The organism is Falsirhodobacter sp. alg1 (genome assembly GCF_000739715.2).
Classification (GTDB): Bacteria; Pseudomonadota; Alphaproteobacteria; order Rhodobacterales; family Rhodobacteraceae; genus Falsirhodobacter.
Genome location: NZ_BBJC02000004.1, coordinates 42,383 through 57,958, shown reverse-complemented (window position 1 = coordinate 57,958; position 15,576 = coordinate 42,383). Strand labels below are relative to the sequence as shown.

16 protein-coding genes and 1 tRNA gene are annotated in these 15,576 nt (G+C 56.7%); 1 reads left to right on the top strand and 16 read right to left on the bottom strand.

The genetic code is table 11. The features are described 5' to 3' along the window. Positions 1 to 13: 13 nt before the first annotated feature. The 16 genes from rpoB to TR36_RS08575 form a co-directional block, all read right to left on the bottom strand. Positions 14 to 4,147 (bottom strand): DNA-directed RNA polymerase subunit beta, encoded by a 4,134-nt coding sequence (rpoB, locus tag TR36_RS08650; RefSeq protein ID WP_045391774.1) that lies wholly within the window; start codon positions 4,145 to 4,147, stop codon positions 14 to 16. A gap of 242 nt (positions 4,148 to 4,389) precedes the next feature. Beyond that, the gene (rplL, locus tag TR36_RS08645) at positions 4,390 to 4,761 is read right to left on the bottom strand and encodes a 50S ribosomal protein L7/L12 (protein WP_062763038.1); all 372 of its coding nucleotides are present in this window, start codon (positions 4,759 to 4,761) and stop codon (positions 4,390 to 4,392) included. Between the two features lie 66 nt (positions 4,762 to 4,827). Further along, a complete protein-coding gene (gene rplJ, locus TR36_RS08640; protein WP_045391780.1) occupies positions 4,828 to 5,343 on the bottom strand; it encodes a 50S ribosomal protein L10 in 516 nt (171 codons plus the stop codon). A 330-nt stretch (positions 5,344 to 5,673) separates the two neighbouring features. Continuing rightward, positions 5,674 to 6,369 (bottom strand): 50S ribosomal protein L1, encoded by a 696-nt coding sequence (gene rplA / locus TR36_RS08635; protein WP_045391783.1) that lies wholly within the window; start codon positions 6,367 to 6,369, stop codon positions 5,674 to 5,676. 3 nt (positions 6,370 to 6,372) lie between these two features. Then, positions 6,373 to 6,825 carry a 50S ribosomal protein L11 gene (rplK, locus tag TR36_RS08630; RefSeq protein ID WP_045391786.1) on the bottom strand — a complete coding sequence of 151 codons (453 nt, stop codon included), beginning with the start codon at positions 6,823 to 6,825 and terminating at the stop codon, positions 6,373 to 6,375. 76 nt (positions 6,826 to 6,901) lie between these two features. Further along, positions 6,902 to 7,441 carry a transcription termination/antitermination protein NusG gene (nusG, locus tag TR36_RS08625; RefSeq protein ID WP_045391789.1) on the bottom strand — a complete coding sequence of 180 codons (540 nt, stop codon included), beginning with the start codon at positions 7,439 to 7,441 and terminating at the stop codon, positions 6,902 to 6,904. A 145-nt stretch (positions 7,442 to 7,586) separates the two neighbouring features. Next, on the bottom strand, positions 7,587 to 7,775 hold the full coding sequence (gene secE, locus TR36_RS08620; protein ID WP_045391792.1) for a preprotein translocase subunit SecE: 189 nt from the start codon (positions 7,773 to 7,775) through the stop codon (positions 7,587 to 7,589). A gap of 68 nt (positions 7,776 to 7,843) precedes the next feature. Next, a tRNA-Trp gene (locus TR36_RS08615) sits at positions 7,844 to 7,919 on the bottom strand. A 100-nt stretch (positions 7,920 to 8,019) separates the two neighbouring features. Continuing rightward, the gene (locus TR36_RS08610) at positions 8,020 to 8,262 is read right to left on the bottom strand and encodes a hypothetical protein (protein WP_045391795.1); all 243 of its coding nucleotides are present in this window, start codon (positions 8,260 to 8,262) and stop codon (positions 8,020 to 8,022) included. 170 nt (positions 8,263 to 8,432) lie between these two features. Then, positions 8,433 to 8,657 (bottom strand): hypothetical protein, encoded by a 225-nt coding sequence (locus TR36_RS08605; RefSeq protein WP_045391798.1) that lies wholly within the window; start codon positions 8,655 to 8,657, stop codon positions 8,433 to 8,435. Positions 8,658 to 9,144: 487 nt separating this feature from the next. Further along, complete coding sequence (locus TR36_RS08600; protein WP_045391801.1) at positions 9,145 to 9,369, bottom strand: hypothetical protein; 225 nt, start codon at positions 9,367 to 9,369, stop codon at positions 9,145 to 9,147. 459 nt (positions 9,370 to 9,828) lie between these two features. Next, positions 9,829 to 10,074 carry a hypothetical protein gene (locus TR36_RS08595; protein ID WP_045391804.1) on the bottom strand — a complete coding sequence of 82 codons (246 nt, stop codon included), beginning with the start codon at positions 10,072 to 10,074 and terminating at the stop codon, positions 9,829 to 9,831. A gap of 178 nt (positions 10,075 to 10,252) precedes the next feature. Further along, positions 10,253 to 10,477, bottom strand: a complete 225-nt coding sequence (locus TR36_RS08590) for a hypothetical protein (RefSeq protein ID WP_045391807.1) — start codon at positions 10,475 to 10,477, stop codon at positions 10,253 to 10,255. A 284-nt stretch (positions 10,478 to 10,761) separates the two neighbouring features. Beyond that, on the bottom strand, positions 10,762 to 11,937 hold the full coding sequence (tuf, locus tag TR36_RS08585) for an elongation factor Tu (RefSeq protein WP_062763036.1): 1,176 nt from the start codon (positions 11,935 to 11,937) through the stop codon (positions 10,762 to 10,764). Between the two features lie 85 nt (positions 11,938 to 12,022). After that, on the bottom strand, positions 12,023 to 12,640 hold the full coding sequence (locus tag TR36_RS08580; RefSeq protein WP_062763034.1) for a hypothetical protein: 618 nt from the start codon (positions 12,638 to 12,640) through the stop codon (positions 12,023 to 12,025). Positions 12,641 to 12,694: 54 nt separating this feature from the next. Continuing rightward, entirely contained in the window at positions 12,695 to 14,986 is a 2,292-nt protein-coding gene (locus tag TR36_RS08575; RefSeq protein ID WP_062763032.1) for a DNA topoisomerase IV subunit A, read from the bottom strand. 134 nt (positions 14,987 to 15,120) lie between these two features. Here TR36_RS08575 and TR36_RS08570 point away from each other — a divergent pair, with 134 nt between their 5' ends. Further along, the gene (locus tag TR36_RS08570; RefSeq protein ID WP_045391816.1) at positions 15,121 to 15,531 is read left to right on the top strand and encodes an SH3 domain-containing protein; all 411 of its coding nucleotides are present in this window, start codon (positions 15,121 to 15,123) and stop codon (positions 15,529 to 15,531) included. The last annotated feature ends 45 nt before the right edge of the window (positions 15,532 to 15,576 follow it).

The following is a 15,576-nucleotide window of genomic DNA, read 5'->3' as shown; positions in this document are numbered from 1 at the left end:
GGCGAGACCGCCCTCACTCTTCCTCCGAATCCAGGAGTTCCATGTTGAGGCCGAGACCACGGACCTCTTTGACGAGAACGTTGAACGACTCCGGCACGCCGGCGTCGAAGTTGTCCTCACCCTTCACGATGCTTTCGTACATCTTGGTCCGGCCAGCCACGTCATCCGACTTGACCGTCAGCATCTCTTGCAGGGTGTAGGCGGCGCCATAGGCTTCCAGTGCCCAGACCTCCATCTCACCCAGACGCTGACCACCGAACTGCGCCTTACCACCAAGCGGCTGCTGCGTCACAAGGCTGTATGGGCCAGTAGAACGCGCGTGCAGCTTGTCATCCACAAGGTGGTGCAGCTTCAGCATGTACTTGACGCCGACAGTCACCGGACGCGTGAACTGCTCTCCGGAGCGGCCATCGAAGACGATCGACTGACCGGATTCGTTGAAGCCCGCGCGACGGAGCGCATCGTTCACATCCGGCTCTTTCGCGCCGTCGAATACCGGTGTCGCGATCGGAACACCTCGGGTCACCGTGCCGGCCATCTCGAGGATGTCCTCGTCCTCACGGCCTTCGAAAGCCGCTTCGAACGTCTCATCGCCATAGGCAATGCGCAGGGCATCCTTCACCGGGGTCATGTCCCCCTTCTGACGGTATTCCTGCAGGGCTTCGTCGATCTTGATCCCCAGACCGCGTGCGGCCCAACCCATGTGGGTTTCCAGAATCTGACCGACGTTCATCCGCGATGGAACGCCAAGCGGGTTCAGCACCAGATCGACCATGGTTCCGTCAGCAAGGAACGGCATATCCTCGATCGGAACGACCTTGGAGATAACACCCTTGTTGCCGTGACGCCCGGCCATCTTGTCGCCCGGCTGCAGCTTGCGCTTCACCGCCACGAACACCTTGACCATTTTCATCACGCCCGGAGGCAGATCGTCACCACGACGGACCTTTTCGACCTTATCCTCGAAACGGTGATCGAGCTGACGCTTCTGCGCCTCGTATTGCTCGTGCAGCGCTTCGACATCCTTGGCTTCGGCTTCTTCGCCGATCGCCAGTTGCCACCACTGGCCACGCGACAGCGTGTTCAGCAGCTCGGCATCGATGGTCGAGTTCGTCTTGACGCCTTTCGGACCTTTGACCGCCGTCTTGCCCAACAGCAAGGTGCGCAGACGCGAGTAGATGTTACGGTCAAGAATTGCCAGCTCGTCGTCACGGTCACGCGACAGACGTTCGACTTCTTCCCGCTCGATCTGCAGCGCACGCTCGTCCTTGTCGACGCCGTGACGGTTGAAGACCCGCACTTCGACGATCGTCCCGAAAGCACCCGGAGGCAAACGCAACGAGGTGTCACGAACGTCAGAAGCCTTTTCACCGAAGATGGCGCGGAGCAGTTTCTCCTCCGGCGTCATCGGGCTTTCACCCTTGGGCGTGATCTTGCCAACCAGAATGTCGCCAGGCTGAACTTCAGCACCGATGTACACGATCCCGGCTTCGTCCAGATTGCGCAGGGCTTCTTCACCTACGTTCGGGATGTCGCGCGTGATCTCTTCCGGCCCAAGCTTCGTATCGCGGGCAGCAACTTCATATTCCTCGATGTGGATCGAGGTGAAAACGTCATCCTTCAGGATCCGCTCGGAAATCAGGATGGAGTCTTCGTAGTTGTAGCCGTTCCAGGGCATGAACGCGACGACCACGTTCCGGCCAAGCGCCAGTTCACCCATATCGGTGTTCGGACCGTCAGCGATAACCTCACCACGGACAACCTCACTGCCAACTTTCACCAGCGGGCGTTGGTTGATGCAGGACGACTGGTTCGAACGCTTGAACTTGCGCAGACGGTAGATGTCCACGCCCGGCTCGCCCGCTTCCAGCATTTCCGTCGCACGGACAACGATCCGCGTCGCATCGACCTGATCGATGATACCGGCACGGCGCGCCATGATCGCAGCACCCGAATCGCGGGCCACGACAGCCTCGATCCCGGTTCCGACATAGGGTGCGTCGGACTGCAGCAGCGGCACGGCCTGACGTTGCATGTTCGACCCCATCAGGGCCCGGTTAGCATCGTCGTTTTCAAGGAACGGAATTAGCGAGGCAGCCACCGAAACCAGCTGTTTCGGCGAAACGTCGATCAGGTCAACCGCATCCGACGGGTTCAACATGAACTCGCCCGACTGACGGGTGGAAACCAGATCGTTCACAAAGCGGCCGTTTTCGTCCAGCTGCGCGTTCGCCTGCGCAACCGTGTGACGCATTTCCTCGGTGGCAGACATATAGACTACGTCGTCGGTCACAAAGCCGTCCACAACCTTGCGATAAGGCGTTTCGATAAAGCCGTATTTGTTCACACGGGCAAAGGTCGCCAGCGAGTTGATCAGACCGATGTTCTGACCTTCGGGCGTTTCAATCGGACACATCCGGCCATAGTGGGTCGGGTGAACGTCACGTACCTCAAAGCCGGCACGTTCGCGTGTCAGACCACCCGGGCCAAGCGCCGAAAGACGGCGTTTGTGGGTCACTTCGGACAGCGGGTTTGTCTGGTCCATGAACTGCGACAGCTGGCTGGAGCCGAAGAATTCACGAACGGCAGCCGCCGCAGGTTTCGCGTTGATCAGGTCTTGCGGCATGATCGTGTCGATTTCGACCGAAGACATCCGCTCCTTGATCGCACGCTCCATCCGCAGCAAGCCGACGCGATACTGGTTTTCCATCAATTCGCCAACCGAGCGAACCCGACGGTTACCCAAGTGATCGATATCGTCGATCTCGCCCTTGCCGTCGCGCAGATCGGTCAGGGCCTTGATGCACGACAGGATATCTTCACGGTCCAGCGTACGCTGCGTGTCCGGCTTGCCCAGATCCAAACGCATGTTCATCTTCACGCGGCCCACCGCGGAAAGGTCATAACGCTCGGAATCGAAGAACAGGGTCTGGAACAGGTTCGACGCTGCTTCGACGGTCGGCGGCTCACCCGGACGCATGACGCGATAGATATCGGTCAAAGCGCCGTCGCGGTTCATGTTCTTGTCTGCCGCCATCGTGTTGCGGATATACGGACCAACATTGACGCCATCGATGTCCAGAACAGGAATCTCGGTGATCCCCTGCTCCATCAGCACCTGAAGCGAACCGCCTTTGATTTCGCCGTCACGATCGTATTCCATCGTCAGCTCGTCACCGGCTTCGACGTAGATCTCACCGGTTTGCTCGTTGATGATGTCACGGGCAACGAAACGGCCGACGATACGATCGAACGGCAACAGCAGTTCCTTGACCTCACCAGCGTCGATCAGTTTCTTGACCATGCGAGGAGTCATCTTCTCGCCAGCCTTGCAGATCACTTCGCCGGTTGCGGCATCCACCACATCGTATGCCGGACGGGTTCCGCGCATACGATCAGGGAAGAACTTGGTTACCCAGCCCTTGTTCTTCACATAGGTGTAGTTCACCGTGTCGTAATAGGCCGACATGATGTCTTCCTGGTCCAGACCCAATGCATACAGCAGGGTCGTAACCGGAAGTTTACGGCGACGGTCGATGCGTGCGAACACCAGATCCTTGGCGTCGAATTCGAAATCGAGCCACGAACCACGATAAGGAATGATCCGGCAAGCGAACAACAGCTTACCCGAGGAGTGCGTCTTGCCTTTGTCGTGGTCGAAGAACACGCCCGGCGAGCGGTGCATCTGGGAAACGATGACACGCTCGGTCCCATTGATGACAAAGGTCCCGTTGGTCGTCATCAAGGGCATGTCGCCCATGTAGACGTCCTGTTCCTTGATGTCCTTGACCGAGCGGTTGCCCGAAGTCTCGTCGACATCAAATACGATCAGACGCAGGGTAACCTTCAACGGCGCGGCATATGTCATGTCGCGCTGCTGGCACTCGTCCACGTCGTATTTGGGCTTCTCGAGTTCGTATTTCACGAACTCCAGAACGGAGGTTTCGTTGAAGTCCTTGATCGGGAAAACCGACTGGAAAACACCCTGAATACCTTCACCATCGGTCGCCTTGGGGCCTTCACCCGACCTCAGGAACAGATCATAGGACGACTTCTGAACCTCGATAAGGTTCGGCATTTCCAGAACTTCACGGATTTTTCCGAAGTAACGGCGGATGCGCTTCTGGCCAATGTAGCTCTGAGCCATGCTCAAGGTCACCTTTCGTGTCTCGCGGGCGTGCGTCCGTCGGGGACCGGGCGCGCGCCGCTTGCGAAGCAGGGGGTTAGGTTCCATTCATGCCCGCCGTCCCACCGGCAAGCTCCCGAACCTTAAACCGCGCCTTGGGCGGAGCTTTCGCAAAAGCCCCCTCCAAGACAGGTTCGGCTGGGCCCGAAAATCTCGGACCCAGCCTTTTCGTTATGCGACGATGCCAGACAGCATCGGCCGGATTACTTCAGCTCGGCTTTAGCGCCAGCTGCTTCCAGCTTTTTCTTCATTTCTTCGGCTTCAGCTTTCGCTACGCCTTCTTTGATCTTGCCACCGGCTTCGACCAAGTCCTTGGCTTCTTTCAGGCCAAGACCGGTGATGCCGCGAACTTCCTTGATCACGTTGATCTTGTTCGCGCCAGCGTCCGTCAGGACAACGTCGAATTCGGTTTTTTCTTCTTCAGCTTCACCAGCTGCAGCCGGGCCAGCCATCATGACAGCGCCACCGGCAGCTGGCTCGATGCCGTACTCGTCTTTCAGGATGGTTTTCAGTTCTTGCGCTTCCAGCAGCGTGAGGTTCACGATTTGCTCAGCGAGTGCTTTCAGATCAGCCATGTTCTGTTCCGTTCAATAAGATGGGTTCCAACGCGGTATATTTCAACCACACAGGTCGGTTGTCGCTCAGGCGGCTTCCCGCTCCTCCAAGGTGGAGAGGATGCCGGCGATGTTCGAAGCAGGCGCGCCAATGGCACCAGCGATGTTCGAGGCGGGCGCACCGATGCAGCCGACGATCGAAGCGATAAGCTCTTCACGCGACGGCAGGGCGGCCACGGCTTTCACACCGGCCGGGTCCAGGATCATTTCACCCATGGCTCCACCAAGAATGACGAATTTCTCCGTCGTCTTAGCATAGTCTTCCGCAACCTTTGCCGCAGCAACAGGGTCATCGGAATAGGCGAAAACAGTCATACCCGTAAGCAGGTCACCCATCGCGGACGCGGGCTTTCCTTCTAGGGCGATCTTGGCGAGCTTGTTCTTGGCAACGCGTACCGAACCACCGACGGCGCGCAGGCGCCCCCGAAGATCCTGCATCTGTGCAACTGTCAGACCTGCATAGTGGGCAACGACCACTACGCCAGAGCTTTCGAAGATCTGGCCGAGTTCCTCGACCACTTGCTCTTTCTGGGCTCTATCCACAGGTTCACTCCAAGTATGGGGGTCTCCCCCCGGCTCAATTGTGTTCACTTCCATAAAAGGAAGGAACGTTCGGATCCCAACAGGGTCCCGAGGCCTAGATCACCCGAGGCAAGCCACGGAAGTTCAGTCTCGACAACCCATCTCAGGCAGGAAATTAAGCGGTTTGCGCCGCACCCACCGTCTAGGACGAATGCAGCATGACACGACGAATCGCGCAACAGCTGCAAGGTGCTGCTATAGAGCACAGGATATGGCTTGCCAACCCTTTGCCGCAAAAGAAAAGGGCCGCCGCATCCCCGATGCGACGGCCCCTTCCCCGTAATGGCCGGATCAGTTGCCCGAAGCCGAAGCCAGATCCAGTGCCACGCCCGGACCCATGGTCGAGGACAGCGACACCTTGCTCACATAGGTACCCTTGGCACCTGCCGGGCGTGCGCGCGACACGGCACCAACAAAGGCGCGAACGTTTTCAGCCAGTTTCGCCTCGTCGAAGGAAACCTTGCCAATACCTGCGTGGATAACGCCGGCTTTTTCGACCTTGAACTGGACTTCGCCACCTTTGGCTGCTTCGACGGCCGATTTCACGTCCATCGTCACAGTACCGACCTTGGGGTTCGGCATCAGGTTGCGCGGTCCGAGGATCTTACCCAAACGACCCACCAGCGGCATCATGTCCGGCGTTGCGATGCAACGGTCGAACTCGATCTTGCCCGATTGGATCGATTCCATCAGGTCTTCTGCGCCAACGATGTCGGCACCGGCAGCGGTTGCTTCGTCAGCTTTTGCGCCGCGTGCGAACACTGCAACACGGACGGTTTTGCCCGTGCCGTTCGGCAGGGTGACCACACCGCGAACCATCTGGTCTGCGTGGCGCGGATCAACACCGAGGTTCATTGCGATTTCGAGTGTTTCGTCGAATTTCGCCGACGCCGCGCCCTTGATCAGCTTTACTGCTTCCTCGACGGAAATCAGGTTTTTGCCTTCGAACGCAACACGAGCGGTTTTTGTACGTTTACCAAGTGCCATGACTTACCCCTTGACCTCGATACCGCAAGACCGGGCCGACCCCAGGATGATCTGCATAGCAGCTTCAACGCTGTTGGCGTTCAGGTCTTTCATTTTCGCTTCGGCGATCTGGCGCACCTGTGCGACGGTCACGTTACCCGCAACGTCACGACCGGGCTTCTCGGCACCCCGCGGACGGTTACGCTTGCCAACCGAAGGAAGGCCGGCAGCCTTTTTCAGCAGGTACGAAGCAGGTGCGGTCTTCAGCTCGAGGCTGAACGACTTGTCCTGGTAATAGGTGATGATGACCGGCGTCGGCGTGCCCGGCTCGACATCAGCGGTCTTCGCGTTGAATTCCTTCACGAAGGCCATGATGTTCAGACCGCGCTGACCCAGTGCAGGGCCGACGGGCGGGGACGGGTTGGCTTGGCCCGCCTTAACTTGCAGCTTCAGCTGCCCAATAATCTTCTTGGCCATCTGGCCTCTCCTTTTTCACAGTGCCCGAAGACACGGTTTAGTGGTTCGGCCCATGACAGGCCTCCCACGCGGTCGCTCAGGTGTTTTTCGACACCTGAGTGAATTCCAGTTCGACAGGCGTTGCACGCCCGAAGATCGAAACGGTGACTTTCAGACGCGAGTTCTCGTCATCGACGTCCTCGACCTGCCCGGCAAAGCCCTCGAACGGGCCGTCGGTCACATTCACCGTCTCACCAATATCGTAACGGATCAGGCTGCGCGGCTGTGCGGCCTCGCCCGCGGCGTCAGTGCGGTTCAACATGTCATTGACCTCGCTGTCACGCATGGCCATCGGACGGCCCTGCGGACCAAGGAAGCCCGTCACACGGTTGATGGAGGTGATCAGGTGATACCCCTTGTTCGTCATTTCCATGCGCACCAGAACATATCCGGGCATGAAGCGACGCTCGCTTGTGACTTTCTTGCCGCGACGAACTTCCAGCACCTCTTCGGTGGGCACCAGAACTTCTTCGATCTCGTCCTCGAGACCCGCCTCAATCACAGCTTGCTTGATTTGCTCGGCAATTTTCTTCTCGAAATTCGAGAGGACGCTCACCGAATACCAACGCTTCGCCATGCCAGCCACCTATCCTGTCGTTAGCGGGTTGTTCCGCCGATAATAAAAAACAGCACGCAACCGAATCGCTGCGTGCACGCCCTATATCGCGGGGGAAGTAACTTTCCCTACCCGCGATGACAAGGAAGAATCTGGTCTTGCCGGATCAGAATGCGCTGAGAATCGCGCTCAGTGTCATACGGATCGACACGTCGATCAGCGAAAAGAACGTTGCCGTCAGTGCCGCCAGAACAAGCACCATAACCGTTGTCAGAACGACCTCGCGGCGCGTTGGCCAAACGACCTTACCTACTTCGGTACGAACCTGCTGAACGAATTGGATCGGATTTGCCATGCGATTTCCCTCTCACGTATTCGGGCGGATACCCGTTTCATTGCCGAAGTTCAAGGCAAAGAGGAAAATGGCAGGAGTTGGGGGACTCGAACCCACGACCCTCGGTTTTGGAGACCGATGCTCTACCAACTGAGCTAAACTCCTACTGCGCGCTTACCTAGGCGAATGTATCGATGTTGGCAAGCGGCAAAATAGATAGGGCCGCCCCGAAGGACGGCCCAGCAATATATCTTGTTCGCTCGGATCACATGGTTTCGAGAATCGTGATCAGCTCGCCATCTGTCAGGCCGCCATCATCGACCTTGCGGTTGACCTCGTTGATCTGGATCGCGCTCAGGCTACCGATGTCCAGATCAGGCTTCAGCTCCATCAGTTGCTCGATGGCGCCGGAGGAAAGCTGCAAATCACCGGGTGCCGCATTCTGGGCCGAAGCAGCCGTTGCAACGGCAAAAAGAGCAGCGGCAGTCGTCATGGCAAAGGTTTTCATAATCTGTTCCAATCTGTTTCACGCCGTATTGGCGTCTTATTCAATTCGCTTCATTACGATTATGAATAGACAACGCCACTCCACATGATTTGGTTCAGATAAAAATACGATCTTCAAAACAAAAAGGCCGCTCATTCAGAGCGGCCTTCGACAAATTCATGTGAAACGTATCAATTCCGCAGAATTGTCTGCAGTTCGGAATGGTTCAGCCCCTCATCCGAAACAACTGCACGGTTCAAACGCTTTACCTGCAGTGTATCGAGCGAGTCTGTATCAAGTTCAGGTGCCAAGGTCGAAAGCGTTACCTGCGCATTGGAGCTGAGCGTCGGGGTAGCAGCATTAGCCGAAGATGCAGCAGCAAGAGCCAAGGCAGCGATGATTGCGATATGTTTCATTTTCTATTCCTTCAGTCTGTTCGTTTTGTTTTCTCTATGAGCATCAATATATACCTTCGCCTCGATTTAAGAAGCCTACGAGCGGACAACTCATCATTTCGTTTGCGTGAGAACATGAAACACAAAAAACAAATATCGTAATATCAATAGGTTACATATCGTATTTGCACTTATTTGCCCATAAAATCATCATAATTAGTGTATTAATTGTAGAGATTCACCCTGTTTTACCTCAGATCACGTACGCTCGTGATATTTGTTACAATGATCCGTCAGATTAAAGCCAAAATATATACGTTTCAAAATCCATGAATTCGCGTTTCTGCGATCATAAGATTAGGGGCAGAGCGTACTGCACAATGAGCGTAAATATGATTGAGGCAAGTTATGCCTCATATTTTGAATAGATGAAAATTTCAGAAAACGTCGCACAACAAATGAAAAAAGCCGCCTCGAAAGGCGGCTCTTTAAAAGTATTGATAGTGGATCAGTTACGAACGATGCTTTGCAAATCCGACTTATCCAGACCATTGTCCGAACCAACAGCGCGATTGATGCTTTTGATCTGAAGGCTATCCAAAGAACCTTCGTCAAGCTGCGGTGCCAGCGTTGACAATGTAACCTGCGCGTTGGAGCTCAATGTGGGCACAGCAGCATTTGCCGAAGCGGCGGCAGTAAGAGCCAAGGCAGCGATGATGGCGATGCGTTTCATAGGTCGTTTCCTTATACTATATCAGATCAAGAGTCTTTGCGTGTTCTGTTACTCAATATAAATAACTGGCGCCTTTTATGAAGACCTACGGCAAACAACTCGTGCCATCATTGCCGTGAACACCTGTAACATTATATATTTGTAATATTTTACATATACTTATAATTAAACAGGAGCGTAGCCAGTCGCATAAAGCGACATTAAACTGAACATAGAACCTGTTTTAAGAAGCCATTTTTCGGCATTTATCTGTTCACTGTGAGCATTGTTACAGCCTTGTAGTGCAATACGACCTCGGACCACTGACGGTAGCGGCACACCTACATCCACCTTGCAAAGCATGAGGCTTAAGAATTGGTTGTAGGATAGCCCCACATCGGCTGTTCATCTGCCACAGATGCGATGTACAAAAGCCGCCCTCTGGGGGCGGCTTCACTCAGTCTCTATTTGATGCGGTTCTCACATAGTTTCCAAGATATCGATCAGCTCGCTATCAGTCAGACCATCAGTCTCGACTTCACGGTTGATTTCATTAACCTGAATCGGTGTAAGGCTCTTCAGATCCAGCTCCGGCTTCAAACTGCGCAGCTGCTCTACCGCACCCGATGAAAGCGGCTTATCCCCCGGTGCAGCCGTCTGGGCAGAGGCAGCACCTGTTACAGCGAGAATAACAGCGGTGGCGGCGGTCAATGCGAACGTCTTCATAGTGTCTTCCCATCTTCTAGGGCACAAGGTTATTGCGCTGGTTTCGATCCGCTCGATGGCGGCTACGATGGGTAAACGTCGCTTTTCGCATTTTGGTTCACACAAAAGGATCAAATTATTTCGGGAACCAATACAAAAGCCGCCCGTTAAGGGCGGCTCTTTTCAAATCTTGGTCAGATCAGTTACGCAGGATGTTGCGCAGTTCCGGCTCACCTAGGCCTTCGTCCGATACGACAGCACGGTTGATACGTTTGATTTGCAATACGTCCAACGAGCTTTCTTCAAGCTGGGGCGCCAGGGTCGACAAGGTCACCTGAGCATTGGAGCTGAGGGTCGGTGCAGCAGCGTTTGCCGAAGCTGCTGTTGCAAGTGTAAGGGCGGCGATAATAGCAATGCGTTTCATCTGATATATCCTAGTAGTAATTGGGTCGGCTTCGTTGCCGTCCCAACAAATATGAACATCAGATACGAATTTAACAGGGCTTGGTGCGCACAAAAACGGTGCCGAACTTGTTATCGCTAACTAGCTTGTCAAGATTTCCCATTACTATCAGTGGCTAACGTAGACATTGGGCCTAACTTGACATACTGCAATCCTGTTATGCGCTTCGCACATAATCACAGCAGTTTAAAAAAGGGCCGCCTCCTTCCCGGAAGCGGCCCTTTATGCGTTAGAATCGCGGTGAATTAAGCGATAATTTTGGAAACGACGCCTGCGCCGACGGTACGGCCGCCTTCACGGATGGCGAAGCGCAGTTTTTCTTCCATGGCGATCGGGGCGATCAGTTCGACGTTGAACTTCAGGTTGTCGCCCGGCATGACCATTTCAGTGCCTTCCGGCAGCTCTACCGTGCCCGTAACGTCAGTCGTACGGAAGTAGAATTGCGGACGGTAGTTCGCGAAGAACGGCGTGTGACGGCCACCTTCCTCTTTCGTGAGGATGTAGGCTTCTGCTTCGAACTTCGTGTGCGGCTTGACCGATGCGGGTTTGCACAGAACCTGGCCGCGCTCGATGCCTTCACGATCAACACCGCGCAGCAGCAGACCGACGTTGTCGCCAGCTTCGCCCTGATCGAGCAGCTTGCGGAACATCTCTACGCCTGTGCAGACGGTTTTCTTCGTGTCGCGGATACCCACGATCTCGACTTCTTCGCCGACCTTGACAACGCCACGCTCGATACGGCCCGTTGCAACGGTACCACGACCCGAGATCGAGAACACGTCCTCAACCGGCATCAGGAACGGCTGGTCAACAGCACGTGCCGGCGTCGGGATGTATTCGTCAACGGCTGCCAGCAGCGCGCGGATCGAGTTCTCGCCGATTTCAGGATCACGGCCTTCCATCGCAGCAAGAGCCGAACCCTTGATGATCGGAATGTCGTCGCCCGGGTAGTCGTACGAGGACAGAAGCTCACGCACTTCCATCTCGACCAGTTCCAGCAGCTCTTCATCATCTACCTGGTCAACCTTGTTCAGGTACACAACCATGTAGGGGATGCCGACCTGACGGCCCAGCAGGATGTGCTCACGCGTTTGCGGCATCGGGCCGTCAGCAGCGTTAACAACCAGGATCGCGCCGTCCATCTGCGCAGCACCGGTGATCATGTTCTTAACATAGTCAGCGTGGCCGGGGCAGTCGACGTGCGCGTAGTGACGGGTTTCCGTCTCGTACTCGACGTGAGCCGTCGAGATCGTGATCCCGCGGGCTTTCTCTTCAGGTGCACCATCGATCTGGTCGTATGCACGGAAGTCACCGAAGTACTTCGTGATCGCCGCCGTCAGCGTCGTCTTGCCGTGGTCAACGTGGCCGATCGTGCCGATGTTGACGTGCGGTTTATTACGTTCAAACTTTGCCTTTGCCATGACGGGGCCTCGGTTCTTGAGGGCCCGCCCATCGGGCCCTATTACACCGCGCCGAAATAGCCATCAGCAGCCTGTAAATCAAGTATCAGTTCACAACAGGCAGTGCTTGTGTGTCTGTTGTTGCCGGTCTGCCCGGAGGGGCTGCCTGTGCCGCCTCGGAGGTAGGGGCCGCACTCTTGATATCGAACCACTCCGGATGGGTCAGGAACCATTCCTCGACCTTTTTCACGGCGTTATAGGACAGAACCTCCATCTGGCGATCACGCCCGCGGGTAAGGCCAGTGCCGATTACGCTGGCCCCGCCCTCTTCCCATACGGTGATCTGGCGACCCTCGTCGTTCAGCTTCTTCTGTTCCGCATCGTCCCAGACGTTGGCGGTAATCACCAGCACGGACTTCGGGGCCAGCAGCACCGGCACACCCGGAGGGGCCAATGCATATCCGTCGACGCTGATTCCGATGTTGTACAGCCGTGATCCCGCATAGCGGCCAAAGCGATCATCCACCGCCTTGCGCATGGCTTCTTCCCATTCATCCGGCGTCGCGGTCCGTGAAATCGGAACCTTTTCGGCTTTATCCGCCACGGCAATATTCAGGCCCAACCGGAAATTCCCCATATCCACGGGGGGATCCTGAAGGTCGCTTCCCCCGCAGGCCGACAGGGTGGCCAGACCGGCACACAAAACGAAAAGGCGGATCAGCATGGGGTACTCCATTCAAGTCGGGCCGGGATTGAAAGTCTGCCCATGTCGCATGGATCAGAAACGGTTGTCACGGGGGAAGCCGCGCGGCGCCATACGACCAGCGGTCGCGCGCGCACCGGACCATTCGGACATATCGGGTTCCCGACGGGTCCGACCGCCCTCCATCTGCCATGACAGGCCGTCGGCAATATTGAAGGTGATCGCATCGGACAGGCCGCCGTCCTTGTATTTTTGTAAACGGACACCCTTGCCGCGAGGCATTTCCGGCAGTTCGGCCAGCGGAAAGACCAACACCTTGCGGTTGTCGCCCACCACGGCCACGTGGTCACCCGCCACACGACGCACCAAGGCGGTCTGCACACCATCCTTGACCGTCAGCACAGCCTTGCCCGCTTTGGTCTGGGCCAGCGCCTCGTCCGAAGGCAGAATGAAACCATCCCCTGCGGTGGAGGCAATCAGCCATTTCTCACCGGGGCGCCAGATGATCAGATCGGTAATCTCCACCTCATTCGGCAGATCCACCATCAGGCGCACAGGATCGCCCATGCCCCGACCGCCCGGCAGATTGGCCCCGATCAGCGTGTAGAACCGCCCGTTTGACCCTATGACCAGCAGCTTATCCGTCGTTTCCGCATGCAGCATGAACCGGGGGCCATCGCCGTCCTTGAACTTCACATCCGAATCCAGGGACACATGCCCCTTCATCGCACGGATCCAGCCCATCTTCGAACAGATCACGGTAATCGGTTCGCGTTCGATCATTGCCTCCAGCGGAACATCCTCGACGATCCCCGCCTCGGCAAACGTACTGCGGCGTGCCCCGAGGGCGGTGGATTTGCCGAAAGTCTTCTGGATCCCTGCCAGCTCCTTGCCGATCGCCTTCCATTGCCTTGCCGGGCTTTCCAGCAAGGCAATCAGATCCGCCCGCTCAAGCGTCAGGGCATCCCGCTCGGCCAGAAGCTCCATCTCCTCCAGCCGCCGCAGGGACCTAAGCCGAAGGTTCAGAATAGCTTCGGCCTGCACCTCGGACAAACTGCCCGGCCCTTCGCCGGGGCCGACATAATCCTCTTCGGACGTGGCTTTCGCAGGGCTGGAATTCCAATCCTCGGCCATCAGGGCCCGCTTCGGGCTTTCGTCATAGCGGATGATGTCGATCACACGATCCAAGTTCAGGAACGCGGTAATCAGGCCCTCAAGCACTTCCAGCTGATGGTCGATCTTGTCCAGCCGGTGCTGGCTCCGACGCATAAGAACTTCGCGGCGATGATCCAGAAATGCGCGTAGAACCTCTTTCAAAGAGCAGACCTTCGGCACACGGCCGTCGATCAGTACGTTCATGTTCAGGCTGAAACGCGTTTCAAGGTCGGAATTTTTGAACAGCATTCCCATCAGCATATCCGGCTCCACCGTGCGCGCACGCGGCTCCAGCACGATCCGGATATCATCTGCCGATTCATCGCGCACATCGGCCAGAATCGGTATCTTGCGCGTATGAATCAGCTCGGCCAGGCGCTCGATCAGTTTGGATTTCTGCACCTGATAGGGAATTTCGGTAACGACGATCTGCCAGTTGCCACGGCCCAGATCCTCCTTCTCCCACTTGGCGCGCAGGCGAAACGCCCCCCGCCCCGTGCGATAGGCATCGGCAATGGCGTGCCGCGGCTCCACGATCGTGCCACCGGTCGGAAAATCCGGTCCGGGCACCAGATCCACCAGCGCCTCGTCCGACAGTTCGGGATCGCGGATCATCGCCTGACAGGCATCGATCAATTCGTGCAGGTTGTGCGGCGGAATATTGGTCGCCATACCCACCGCGATACCCGATGAACCATTGGCCAGCAGGTTCGGAAAGGCCGCTGGCATCACCACAGGCTCTTCCAGCGTCCCGTCGTAATTGGCCCGGTAATCTACCGCGTTTTCCGCCAGCCCGTCCATCAAGGTCTCGGCTATCGCCGTCAGCCGGGCCTCGGTGTACCGGCTGGCCGCAGGGTTGTCCCCGTCAATATTGCCGAAATTGCCCTGACCATCGACCAACGGATAGCGGACGTTGAAATCCTGCGCCAGGCGCGCCATCGCATCATAAATCGCCGCATCGCCATGGGGGTGATAGTTCCCCATAACGTCGCCGGAAATCTTGGCCGATTTTCGAAAGCCCCCCGTGGGCGACAGCCGCAGTTCGCGCATCGCATACAGGATTCGCCTATGGACCGGCTTCAACCCGTCCCGCGCATCGGGCAATGCGCGGTTCATGATCGTCGACAGGGCATAGGTCAGATACCGCTCACCAATGGCGCGCGACAGGGGTTCAAAGGTCAGGGCGGCGGGTTCATCAACGTCATCGGTCATTCCTCTCTCCTACGGTGCGGCGAAGGCCCGGTCCAGCCCTTCGCAACAGCGCCCGGCTGATCATGGAACCTTTTCACGTTTTTGCGATTTATATGGTATACAGGCGAAATACTGCCGATACGGAGGTTCCCCCGATGATCCGCATGACCCTTTTCCTATGTGCCTGCGTGTACGGTACGCTGCTGATCGGCGGATCCGGTGACGCTCCCCTGCGTTCCGGCCTGCAGGCCGAACCTGCCAAGGCAGATGCGGCACCAGTTTTCGTGCGTGTCCCCGTAAAATCCCCGGCACCACAGGCACATAGGGTCGCTGTAGATACGAACCTTCCGGTGATGACCGCCTCGGTCACGGCCGGGAACCTCAATCTGCGTGACGGGGCTTCTCTTAGCGCGCCGGTTCTGGATCGCCTGTCCCGCAATCAGGAGGTGGGCATCATCCGGCAAAAGGGTGACTGGACGTTGGTCCGAACCGAAGGGGGCGATCTTGAGGGTTGGGTTTCTTCCAGCTATCTGACGGCCATTCCCTTGCAGATGGCCGGGAATTGACCGTTTGTCTTGGCCGCTGATCCGGCCCATAACCACCTTCATGAA

Coding starts and splice junctions, on each gene's coding strand:
- rpoB (WP_045391774.1), bottom strand. CDS start 4,147: ATGGCTCAGAGCTACATTGGCCAGAAGCGCATCCGCCGTTACTTCGGA.
- rplL (WP_062763038.1), bottom strand. CDS start 4,761: ATGGCTGATCTGAAAGCACTCGCTGAGCAAATCGTGAACCTCACGCTG.
- rplA (WP_045391783.1), bottom strand. CDS start 6,369: ATGGCACTTGGTAAACGTACAAAAACCGCTCGTGTTGCGTTCGAAGGC.
- rplK (WP_045391786.1), bottom strand. CDS start 6,825: ATGGCCAAGAAGATTATTGGGCAGCTGAAGCTGCAAGTTAAGGCGGGC.
- nusG (WP_045391789.1), bottom strand. CDS start 7,441: ATGGCGAAGCGTTGGTATTCGGTGAGCGTCCTCTCGAATTTCGAGAAG.
- secE (WP_045391792.1), bottom strand. CDS start 7,775: ATGGCAAATCCGATCCAATTCGTTCAGCAGGTTCGTACCGAAGTAGGT.
- TR36_RS08610 (WP_045391795.1), bottom strand. CDS start 8,262: ATGAAAACCTTTGCCATGACGACTGCCGCTGCTCTTTTTGCCGTTGCA.
- TR36_RS08605 (WP_045391798.1), bottom strand. CDS start 8,657: ATGAAACATATCGCAATCATCGCTGCCTTGGCTCTTGCTGCTGCATCT.
- TR36_RS08600 (WP_045391801.1), bottom strand. CDS start 9,369: ATGAAACGCATCGCCATCATCGCTGCCTTGGCTCTTACTGCCGCCGCT.
- TR36_RS08595 (WP_045391804.1), bottom strand. CDS start 10,074: ATGAAGACGTTCGCATTGACCGCCGCCACCGCTGTTATTCTCGCTGTA.
- TR36_RS08590 (WP_045391807.1), bottom strand. CDS start 10,477: ATGAAACGCATTGCTATTATCGCCGCCCTTACACTTGCAACAGCAGCT.
- tuf (WP_062763036.1), bottom strand. CDS start 11,937: ATGGCAAAGGCAAAGTTTGAACGTAATAAACCGCACGTCAACATCGGC.
- TR36_RS08580 (WP_062763034.1), bottom strand. CDS start 12,640: ATGCTGATCCGCCTTTTCGTTTTGTGTGCCGGTCTGGCCACCCTGTCG.
- TR36_RS08575 (WP_062763032.1), bottom strand. CDS start 14,986: ATGACCGATGACGTTGATGAACCCGCCGCCCTGACCTTTGAACCCCTG.
- TR36_RS08570 (WP_045391816.1), top strand. CDS start 15,121: ATGATCCGCATGACCCTTTTCCTATGTGCCTGCGTGTACGGTACGCTG.